Origin of the sequence: Pseudomonas viridiflava (assembly GCF_003702045.1) — a bacterium.
GTDB classification, from domain to species: Bacteria; Pseudomonadota; Gammaproteobacteria; order Pseudomonadales; family Pseudomonadaceae; genus Aquipseudomonas; species Aquipseudomonas viridiflava_C.
Genome location: NZ_RBTP01000065.1, coordinates 132,487 through 142,915, shown reverse-complemented (window position 1 = coordinate 142,915; position 10,429 = coordinate 132,487). Strand labels below are relative to the sequence as shown.

At 58.9% G+C, this 10,429-nt stretch carries 7 protein-coding genes; 6 read left to right on the top strand and 1 reads right to left on the bottom strand.

All coding sequences use genetic code 11. From position 1 onward, the window contains the following. The first annotated feature begins 70 nt into the window (after positions 1-70). Positions 71-244 carry a DUF6026 family protein gene (locus ALP40_RS19305; protein ID WP_122209791.1) on the top strand — a complete coding sequence of 58 codons (174 nt, stop codon included), beginning with the start codon at positions 71-73 and terminating at the stop codon, positions 242-244. Between the two features lie 276 nt (positions 245-520). On the opposite strand, the gene ALP40_RS19300 is transcribed toward ALP40_RS19305, so the two are convergent. Beyond that, positions 521-1,012 (bottom strand): GNAT family N-acetyltransferase, encoded by a 492-nt coding sequence (locus ALP40_RS19300; protein ID WP_122209790.1) that lies wholly within the window; start codon positions 1,010-1,012, stop codon positions 521-523. Between the two features lie 597 nt (positions 1,013-1,609). Here ALP40_RS19300 and glgA point away from each other — a divergent pair. Genes glgA through ALP40_RS19275 form a run of 5 tightly spaced genes read left to right on the top strand, consistent with a single transcriptional unit; the run spans position 1,610 to position 10,290 of the window. After that, positions 1,610-3,202: a glycogen synthase GlgA gene (glgA, locus tag ALP40_RS19295; RefSeq protein WP_122209789.1), complete on the top strand. Its 1,593-nt coding sequence runs from the start codon at positions 1,610-1,612 to the stop codon at positions 3,200-3,202. Positions 3,203-3,220: 18 nt separating this feature from the next. After that, the gene (gene treZ, locus ALP40_RS19290; protein ID WP_122209788.1) at positions 3,221-5,032 is read left to right on the top strand and encodes a malto-oligosyltrehalose trehalohydrolase; all 1,812 of its coding nucleotides are present in this window, start codon (positions 3,221-3,223) and stop codon (positions 5,030-5,032) included. After that, positions 5,025-7,103, top strand: a complete 2,079-nt coding sequence (malQ, locus tag ALP40_RS19285) for a 4-alpha-glucanotransferase (protein WP_122209787.1) — start codon at positions 5,025-5,027, stop codon at positions 7,101-7,103. The genes treZ and malQ overlap by 8 nt, the downstream gene beginning before the upstream one ends. Further along, entirely contained in the window at positions 7,100-9,883 is a 2,784-nt protein-coding gene (locus ALP40_RS19280) for a malto-oligosyltrehalose synthase (RefSeq protein WP_122209786.1), read from the top strand. The genes malQ and ALP40_RS19280 overlap by 4 nt, the downstream gene beginning before the upstream one ends. A 17-nt stretch (positions 9,884-9,900) precedes the next feature. Next, positions 9,901-10,290: a DUF2934 domain-containing protein gene (locus tag ALP40_RS19275; protein ID WP_122209785.1), complete on the top strand. Its 390-nt coding sequence runs from the start codon at positions 9,901-9,903 to the stop codon at positions 10,288-10,290. The last annotated feature ends 139 nt before the right edge of the window (positions 10,291-10,429 follow it).

The window sequence follows — 10,429 nt, the reverse complement described above, 5'->3', positions numbered from 1 at the left end:
GCCACTCAGGGATTGATAGTCATTGCCACGGACCTGTCTAAGGTTGAATCCACCATTTGCGAGGTGAGCAATGGGCACTGTACTACCAGCACTGGCACCACAAACCCTGTACGTCACAATCCGTCGCGACGAATTGCGCGCTTTGAAAGAAGAACGCGAGCAGTTGCAGAAGAAAGTCGCTCATTTGAGCCTGATGCTTCAGCAAACCCAGCTGATCTCCTCCGGCTCTGCCTTACAGCTCTGACTTCCTATACCCGCTATGTATTGACCGCTCCGTGGCAAGCCTGACCTGCTGGCTTGCCCATCTGACGTTTCTGCCTCAAGTCCCGCATCATTATCTCAATGCGACCCGCTCCCTTCCAGCCAGCCCCCCAAAAAAGCGACATGCGCAGTTTGCGCCCGATACGCGCTATGGGCCAGACACCCTTCGCCACGCCTGATGCATCACGCCTGCCCTGCAACCGAATAATTCATCACTGCCGCGGGTAAATTCTACCAACGCATGACCAGACCCTTGCGTTTAAAGCGTCTTCTGCCAGAACATCGCACGGCCCATTTTAGGGTCCAGCTGGTAATTGTCGAAACCAATCTTGCGGTAGGCCCTCTGCGCCACGTCATTGCCTTCCAGCACTTCAAGGGTCAGTTTGCAGCAGCCCCGTTGGCGCGCAATTTCTTCAACCTTGGCGAGCATCTTCTGACTGATACCTTTGCCCCGATGCGGTGCGATAACCGCAACATCATGGATATTGACCAGTGGGCGGCAGGCGAACGTGGAAAAACCTTCGAAACAGTTGACCAGCCCAACCGGCTCTCCTGCAATGAATGCCAGCACGCTGAAGGCATGCGGTCGCTTGGCCAGCTCGATCGCCAGCTGCTGGCGTGTGTCACTGGACAGAGGCTGGCCCGTGCCCATTGCATCCAGAGCATATTCGTTCAAGACGAAACCAATCGCGTCTGCATGGACTGGATTGGTGTAACTCGCTTGCAGTACCAACACCTCTGGGCCTTCCATTTCCATCCTCGTTAACCAATAAATCGTCTTAGCGCACTTTGCGATAGGGGCTGCCTGGAGAACGGCAGACCAAAGGACCGCGATTCTATCGCGCCACGCGCCAAAATGTTTCAGTGCTGACGTAGGAAATTTCGGCTCATGCTCGCGAATAGACCGTCGCACGCACCCAGAAAAGGCAGAATGCTTCACGTTGCTCATAAAAATGCAGGATTAAGGTGTTATTCATGGCTGGCCATAGCACTCGCCTGGCTATTGTCCAACAATCCGACGGCCGGTAAGACGCTATAAAATTGTCCTCACGCTGCCCCGTAAAAGCGCACGTGCGAAATCGAGGAGCGCCTGTAAACACGCTGCCTGGCCGGTTAGCAGGCGACCGCCGGTAAAAAACTCGAAACTTCTACATAACCCCCGGGTCAGGTGAATAGAGCGCCTATGCTGTTGGCTGACTGCAGACAATGGCTACATCACACCGCATCGCCGCTATGTATAGTTGAAATAGGTACTGTTCTTGCGTAGCGCATGTACAGCTACCCGGCCATAGGAAATGGCCAATAAAAATCAAGTGATGCACCAACACTGTTTGAACGGGAGAAAACGATGATTAGCGCCGCTGTCAAAACCCAGAAGGGAGAGAGTTTTAACCAGCCGGCCAGCGAGCTGACTCATCTGCCGGTTTTCGCTACGACGAGCGTTCCACTGCTGCAACTGCCGACTTCGACTTCACAGCCCACACTTTCCCAGGTCAACAGACGCAAAGTACTGTTCGTGACCTCTGAATTGGCTGACCTGGTGAAAACCGGGGGTTTGGGCGATGTGTCTGCTGCCTTGCCGCGCGCCATGCGCCACCTGCACGATGTCCGTGTGCTGATGCCCGGCTACCCACAAGTAATCAATAGCGGCAACCCTATTCATATCATCAGTCAACTGGATGGTTATGCCGGACTGCCAGCGTGCAAAGTCGGCCGTATGGACATGAAAGACGGTCTGGTGATTTACGTGCTGATTTGCCCTGAGCTGTATGAACGCGAAGGAACACCGTACGCTGACCGCCACGGCCGCGACTGGTCCGACAACCACATTCGCTTCGCGCGCCTGGGCCTTGCCGCTGCAGAGTTCGCAGCGGGCGCGGTGAAAACCCAGTGGAGCCCTGAGCTGGTCCATGCCCACGACTGGCCGGCAGGCTTGGCACCGGCCTACATGAAGTGGCGCGGTCAGACGACACCCAGCATTTTTACTATCCACAACCTCGCGTATCAGGGCACCGTGAGCACCGGCTCCAGTCGCGAACTAGGCATCCCGGATGAGGCGCTGCGACCGGATGGCATGGAGTTCTACGGCAAGCTCTCGTTCATCAAGGCCGGCATGGCGTACGCCAACCACATCACGACCGTCAGCGCGACTTACGCGAAAGAAATCACCACGCCCGAATTCGGCTGCGGTCTTGAAGGCTTCTTGCAAAGCAAAGCCGACAAAGGTCAGTTGAGCGGAATCCCCAACGGCATCGATGCCAGCTGGGACGCTTCCACCGACGAGCACCTGATTTGCCACTTCGCGCCCAACGAGTGGCTGCGCAAGGAAATCAATGCTGACTACGTCCGTGAACTGTTCAATCTCGATCCGTCCAAAGGCCCGCTGTTTGCGGTCGTTTCGCGCCTGGTTTATCAAAAAGGTCTGGACCTGACCATCGGCGTGGCTGAACACATCGTCAACAACGGAGGCCAGATCGCGATCATTGGTCGTGGCGAACCTGAAGAAGAAGACGCAATGCGCGCACTCGCGACCCGTTTTCCAGGTCGTATCGGCGTGCGCATCGGCTTCAACGAAACCGATGCACGACGCATGTTCGCCGGTAGTGATTTCCTGCTGATGCCATCGCGTTATGAGCCATGCGGCTTGAGCCAGATGTACGCCCAGCGCTTCGGTTCGCTGCCTGTCGCCCGTAACACGGGCGGTCTGGCTGACACCATCGAAGACGGCGTGACCGGCTTTCTGTTCGACGAGTCGACGGTTGAAAGCTACACAGACGCGCTGAACCGCGCCTTCAAGGTGTTCGCCCACCCGGAATTACTCAATGCCATGCGCTGCCGCGCAATGGCCGCCCCTTTCAACTGGCATCAGGCGGTAGAGCCCTACGCAGAACTGTACCGTGACCTGTTGAAGAAAAACGCGGGCGTTTCAATTCACTATTAAGGAAAAAGGGGTCAATGGATGCCTCTGCGCACAGAAGATAGCTGGCGCCACGGCGCCGTTTTGGTAGATCCAGAGCACACCCGGTTCACCCTATGGGCACCGGATGCGCAACAGGTAAATGTCGAACTGGAGGATGGTCAATCACTGGCCATGCTCCCGCAGAACGAAGGCTGGTTTGTATTGGAGGCCCGCTGCAAAGCGGGTACTCGGTATCAGTTCAGGATCAATGGGGATCTGAAGGTTCCCGATCCGGCGTCCCGTGCTCAGTCGGGGGATGTTCACTCGCACAGCCTTGTGGTCGACCCCCTCTCGTATCAATGGCAAAACACTCAGTGGAAAGGTCGCCCCTGGCACGAAGCGGTCCTTTACGAGCTGCACGTGGGCGCGCTGGGCGGATACGCAGGTGTCGAGAAGCACCTGCAACATCTGGCCGACCTGGGCGTCACCGCCATCGAACTCATGCCACTTGCACAATTTCCAGGCGACCGCAATTGGGGCTATGACGGCGTATTGCCGTATGCGCCTCAATCGTCCTACGGTACGCCCGACGAACTGAAGCACCTCATCGATACGGCGCACGGACACGGTCTCGCAGTCATCATTGACGTGGTTTACAACCACTTCGGTCCGGACGGTAATTATTTGGGCAGCTATGCCAAGGAATTCTTCCGCAGCGACCTGCATACGCCGTGGGGCGACGCCATTGACTTCCGTCGTCCCCAGGTACGCGACTATTTCGTAGACAACGCTCTGATGTGGCTGCTTGAGTACCGTTTCGACGGCCTACGCATGGACGCGGTGCACGCGATTCGTGACGAGACTTTCCTCCCGGAATTCTCCAAACGTGTGCGCGAACGCATCGAACCCGGGCGACATGTCTGGCTGAACCTTGAGAACGAATTCAATCAGGCCAGCCTGCTTGAAAAAGGCTTCGACGCGCAGTGGGACGACGACGGGCACAACACGCTGCACGTGCTGCTGACCGGAGAAACTGATGCGTATTACTCGGACTTCGCTCAAGAGCCCACGCACAAGTTGGCTCGTCTGCTGAGCGAAGGCTTTGTCTATCAGGGTGAACAGACCCGCCACGGTCACACCCGCGGCGAACCCAGCGGGCATCTGCCGCCCAGCGCTTTTGTGTTGTTTTTGCAGAACCACGACCAGATCGGCAACCGTGCGCTGGGCGAACGACTGCCACAGCTGTGCCCTGCCCCGGCCCTGAAAGCGGCCACTGCCCTGCTGCTGCTCTCGCCCATGATTCCGTTGATGTTTATGGGCGACGAATGGGCCGCGAGCGAGCCTTTCCTGTTTTTCACCAGTCATCATGGGGAATTGGCGGATCTGGTTCGCGAAGGCCGACGCAACGAGTTTGCCGATTTTGCCGCGTTCGCCGACCCGGAGCGTCGCGAGCACATACCCGACCCCAACGATCCGAAAACCTTCGAGGCTTCACGCCCGGCATTCGCGGCCATCGACCTGGACACCGACAAGGGGCTTGATCACCGCAGCTGGCTTGCGTTTTACAAACAGCTACTGGCCTTGCGCAAACAGGCAATCGTTCCTCGCTTGCAGGGTGCGCGCGCCTTGGGTGCCGAGGTGCTTGCCGATCACGCGGTGAGCGCGAGATGGCGCATGGGCGATGGCAGCGTCTTGCGCATCGACCTCAACCTCGCCAGTGATCCTGTCAAAGCAAAACCCTTGCACGATGCGGAACCGATCTTCTCCAGCGAGCCAAAATCGGCCGAACTTTTACACCGGGGCATCCTCAATCCATACACGGCCATTGTCAGCCTGACGGCAAGTGATGTTATGGAGAAGCAGGATGAATAATGAGCATTTGGAGCGGCTTGCGACTGAGGCGGGATTATCGGTGCACTGGGTGGACGCCAACGCGCGCCCACAGACCGTAAGCCCTGATGTGCTGCGCAAGGTGCTGGAGGCGCTGGGCTATCCGGCAGATGGCAGCGAAGCGATAGACGCCAGCCTGCAACGTCTACAAGCCGAGCGCGAAGGCGCTGGTGCCCCCCCGCTATTGACGGTCGATCAGGGCAGCAATCTGGACCTGTCCAAGTGGTTTGAGCCGCACACGCCGTTTACCCTTCATCTGGAAGACGGCTCCTCGCTGGATGCGAACCTGACGGCGAACGCCCAGCTTCCCGCTCTGGCTCCTCCTGGCTATCAACAGCTGGATATTGCCGGTCAGCACCTGACCGTCGCTGTGGCGCCCAAAACCTGCTACAGCATGGCGATGGCCACCGGGGCGGATAAGCCTCGTGCCTGGGGCCTGACCGTTCAACTGTACGGACTGCGACGCGAAGGCGACGGCGGCTTCGGCGATACCCAGGCACTCGAAAACCTTGTCCGCGCTGCGGGTGAACGGGGCTCGGATGCCCTGGCGATCAGCCCGATCCATGCGATGTTTGCAAGCGATCCGCACCGCTACAGCCCCTACTCTCCCTCCAGCCGGCTGTTCCTCAACAGCCTTTACGCCTCGCCGGGCGCCATTGTGGGCGAACGCGCGTGGCGACAAGCGATTGAGGACGCAGGCGTAGCGGACGAGCTGAAACGCCTCGAAGCGCTATCCCTGATCGACTGGCCCGCAGCAGCCAAGGCCAAATGGAAAGCATTACATGCGCTGTACGAGTCATTCAGCGTGGGCGCTCACCCACTGCACGAAGACTTCAGCAGTTTCCGTGACAGCGGTGGCGAAGCGCTCGAGAACCATTGCCGATTCGAAGCACTGCGCGCCGAGTGCCCGGCGATGGGTATCAGCGATAACTGGCATGAATGGCCGGACGAGCTGAAGGACCCGCGCAGCGAAGGCATCGCGAAGTTCGCTGAAGCGCATGATCCGCAAATCAGTTTTCACGCGTTCACCCAGTGGTTGATTGCACGCGGGCTTGAACGGGCGCAGGTAGCCGCGCGCAGCAGTGGCATGCGCGTTGGGTTGATTGCCGACCTGGCGGTAGGTGCCGATGGCGGCGGCAGTCAGGCCTGGAGCCGTCAGGACGAGCTACTGTCGGCCCTGACCGTGGGCGCACCGCCGGACATTCTCAATCGAGCCGGTCAGAGCTGGGGCATTTCTGCGTTTTCGCCCGAAGGTCTCAAGCGCAAAGGCTTCAGAGCGTTCATCGAAATGCTGCGGGCCAATTTCGCCCACGCCGGTGGCCTACGCATCGACCACGTCATGGGGCTGCAACGCCTTTGGGTCATTCCACTGGGCTCACCGCCCAGTGAAGGCGCTTATTTGAATTTCCCGCTCGATGACATGCTGCGACTGTTGAGCCTTGAGTCCATGCGCCATAAGGCCATTGTGCTGGGCGAAGACTTGGGCACCGTGCCTGAAGGCCTTAGTGAGAAGCTTAGCGCCCGCGCGATGCTCGGCATGCGCGTGTTGCTGTTCGAACAGAACAATGGCTCGTTCAAACCGATTCTGGACTGGTCCGACGAGGCGCTGGCCACGACCAGCACCCATGACCTGCCGACCCTCGCCGGCTGGCTGAGCGAGCTGGATATCGAATGGAATGCTCGCCTCGGGCATGTGGATGCAGACGCTGAACAGCAGTGGCGCAAAGACCGCGCCGATGAGTACGACGCCCTGCGCCGCGCCCTGAGCCAGAGCAATGAGGGGTTCGATGAGCGCTCTGAAGATCCGGTGCAGATCATCGACGCCAGCATCCGCTATCTGGGCCATACCCGAGCCCCACTGGTGCTTCTGCCGGTTGAGGATGCACTGGGTGTTCTGGAGCAGGCGAACCTGCCCGGTACGATAGACAGCCACCCTAACTGGTGCAGACGCCTGCCTGGCGATGCAGCCTCACTCCTTGATAACGAAGATGCTGCTCGACGACTGGAATTGCTGTCCCAATCCCGGCTGCAAGCTGCGGAGCGTGACCGATGAATCTGCCTTTACAACCGTTGCGAGCGACGCAACGCCTGCAATTTCACAAAGACTTTACCCTTGATGATGCGGTTCCACTGGTGCCGTACTTTGCCAGCCTGGGCATCAGCCATCTTTATGCATCGCCGATCCTGAAGGCTCGTGCCGGCTCCATGCATGGCTACGACGTCGTGGACCCGACGATCATCAACCCGGAACTGGGTGGTGAACCTGCCCTGCTCCGCCTGGTGGCAGCGCTGCGTGAACACGGCATGGGCATGATCCTCGACATCGTGTCCAACCACATGGCAGTCGGTGGCGCGGACAACCCGTGGTGGCTTGACCTGCTCGAATGGGGCCGTCGCAGCCCCTATGCCGATTTCTTCGACATCCAGTGGAATTCGCCAGACCCCCTGCTGGCCGGTCAACTCTTACTGCCCTTCTTGAGCAGCGATTACGGCACAGTATTGCAGGCAGGCGAAATCCCGCTGCGCTTCGACGCCCAACGCGGAGCGTTCCACATCGAGCATTATCAACACCATTTCCCGATCTGCCCGACGACCTACGATGCCTTGTTGCGTGACGTTGACCATACTCTGTTGAACGAACTCGGCGAGCGTTTTTCAGCCCTCAACCAGTATCCGCAAGCCTATGAGCGTGCCCATCAGGCCAAGGCTGAACTGGCAGAGCTGGCAAACGATCCGCAGGTGCTCAAAGCCATCGAGCAGGTCATCGCCCGCTTCGACTCCAGCACGCCTGACGGTTTCGATCGGCTTCACCACTTGCTCGAGCGTCAGTACTACCGTCTGGCAAGCTGGCGCACCGCCGGTGACGACATCAACTGGCGGCGGTTCTTCGACATCAACGAGCTGGGCGGGCTGCGCGTCGAGCGTCCGAACGTGTTCGAGGCCACCCACGGCAAGATTTTCCAGTTGATCGCCGATGGCCTGATCGACGGGTTGCGGATCGACCATATCGATGGCCTGGCCAACCCACGAGGCTACGGCCGTAAATTGCACCGTCGTGTGCAAGGTCTTCTCAGTCAGCGTCCGGCTGACGCACAACTGACGCACTTGCCGATTTTCGTCGAGAAAATTCTCGGTCCCGACGAGCCTCTGCGCCAGGACTGGAGCGTGGATGGCACCACCGGTTATGAATTCATGAACCAAGTGTCGTTGCTGCAACACGACCCTAAGGGTGAAGCCCCACTGGGGGCGCTGTGGAGCCGCCTGAGTGAACGAACGGCCGACTTCGATGAAGAGGTGCTGGTGGCGAGAGATCTGGTCCTGCACGGGACGCTGGCGGGCGATTTCGAAAACGTTGCGCAGTCATTGCTGCAGGTTGCCCGCAGCGACCTGATGAGCCGCGACCTGACACTGGGAGCAATTCGCCGTGCCTTGCTGGCCCTGATCGTGAACTTCCCGGTGTACCGCACCTACATTACGGTCTGCGGTCGGTCGGCCGAAGACGAGCGATTCTTCCAACAGGCGATGGACGGGGCGCGCTCGACTCTGAACGAGGGCGACTGGCCGGTGCTGGATTATCTGGCCCGCTGGCTGGGGGGCGAACCGTGGCGAAAACTGCCACGCGGTCACTTGCGCAAGCTGTACAAGAACGCGTGCGTGCGCTTCCAGCAACTGACCTCTCCCGTTGCCGCCAAATCGGTTGAGGACACTTCGTTCTACCGTTCTGCGGTACTGCTGTCACGCAACGATGTCGGGTTTCATCCGCAACATTTCAGCGCGCCGGTCGAGGAGTTCCACAAGGCCTGCCTGCAACGCCTGCAAGCCTTCCCGGACAACCTGCTGGCCACCGCGACCCACGATCACAAGCGCGGCGAAGACACCCGCACACGTCTGGCGGTACTCAGCGAATGCGCAGACTGGTACGCCGAACAGGTGGAACGCTGGCGTCAGCTGGCGTTGCCGCTTAAAGGTGAAGAGCCGGTCATCAGCGCGGGCGATGAACTGATGATGTATCAGGCATTGCTGGGCAGCTGGCCGCTCGACCTGGAGGGCGATCAGGCCCATGAAGACTACGCCAAACGCATGGTGCAGTGGCAGGAGAAGGCGTTGCGTGAAGCCAAGCTGCAGAGCAGCTGGAGCGCCCCGAACCAGCCTTACGAAACCGCATGCAGGGAATTTCTGCAGCGTGTGTTGCTGGCACCCGAAGCGCTTTCGCTTCGCCAGTCACTGAGCGCGACCGCCAACCGTATCGCTACAGCAGGTGCGCTCAATAGTCTGGCGCAAACCTTGCTACGCTTGACGGTGCCCGGCGTGCCCGATCTGTATCAAGGCACGGAATTCTGGGATTTCAGTCTGGTTGACCCGGATAACCGTCGCCCTGTGGACTACGCTGCTCGGCAACAGGCACTGGCTAAGAATGTCAGCGCGCCACAGCTCTTGGCTCACTGGCACGATGGTCGGGTCAAACAGGCACTGATTGCAGCAGCCTTGAATGTGCGGGCCGGGCATCCGGCGCTGTTCAGTGAGGGGGAATATCACCCGCTGGAAGTCAAGGGCAGTCATGCGGACAAGGTGCTGGCGTTCGCGCGAGTTACGGCGAACGAGCGAGCAATCGTGGTGGTGCCACGCATATGCAGTGAACTATTGGGCACTGCACAGGCTCCATTCATTAATGCTGCTCATTGGGGCGACACACGCATTTGCGTGCCGTTTGCCGATTCAGATTCAACGTGGAAAGGCCTCTTTTCTGACGTCGTCGTGATGAGCAATGGGGAAATACCGCTCAGCGCAGCGCTTGAAGAATTTTCCGTCAATTTGCTTATTCAAACTATGTAATACCTGGGAGTGTCGAGATGAGTGCCGACGAAAAAAGAATCCGTGAATTCGCTTATCAGATCTGGGAGTCCGAGGGTAAACCTTCCGGTCACGATGCCCGCCACTGGGAGATGGCGCGCAAGCTTGCCGAAGCCGAAGCGCTCGCGCCGGATAAAAGCACTGCACGAAAGGCCAACAAGCCCAAGCTGCCTGAAGTGGACAGCGCCAAAGCTCCAGCCAAAGGCCCGGCAAAGCCGGTAGCCAAGGCTGCACCTGATGCCAAGCCTGCGAAACCGGCAGCGTCCAAGCCTGCAGCAGCGCCCAAGCCCAAGGCTCCAGCCAAGCCCAAGCCTGCACCTGCGGCCGCCCAGACCGACACCGCTCCAAAGCCTGCGCCCAAGAAACCACGCAAGCCCGCGAATACTTGAAACTCTTCTGTCCTCACGCAAGTCCATTGCTGCAGGTCTCATTACGTTCTTATTGAGACCTGCGGTGACCCCTAACTTTAACTTCAGTGTTGAAGCCCGCTCGGCTTCGATAACGGTTTCGGCCGCTTAGAAAATCAAT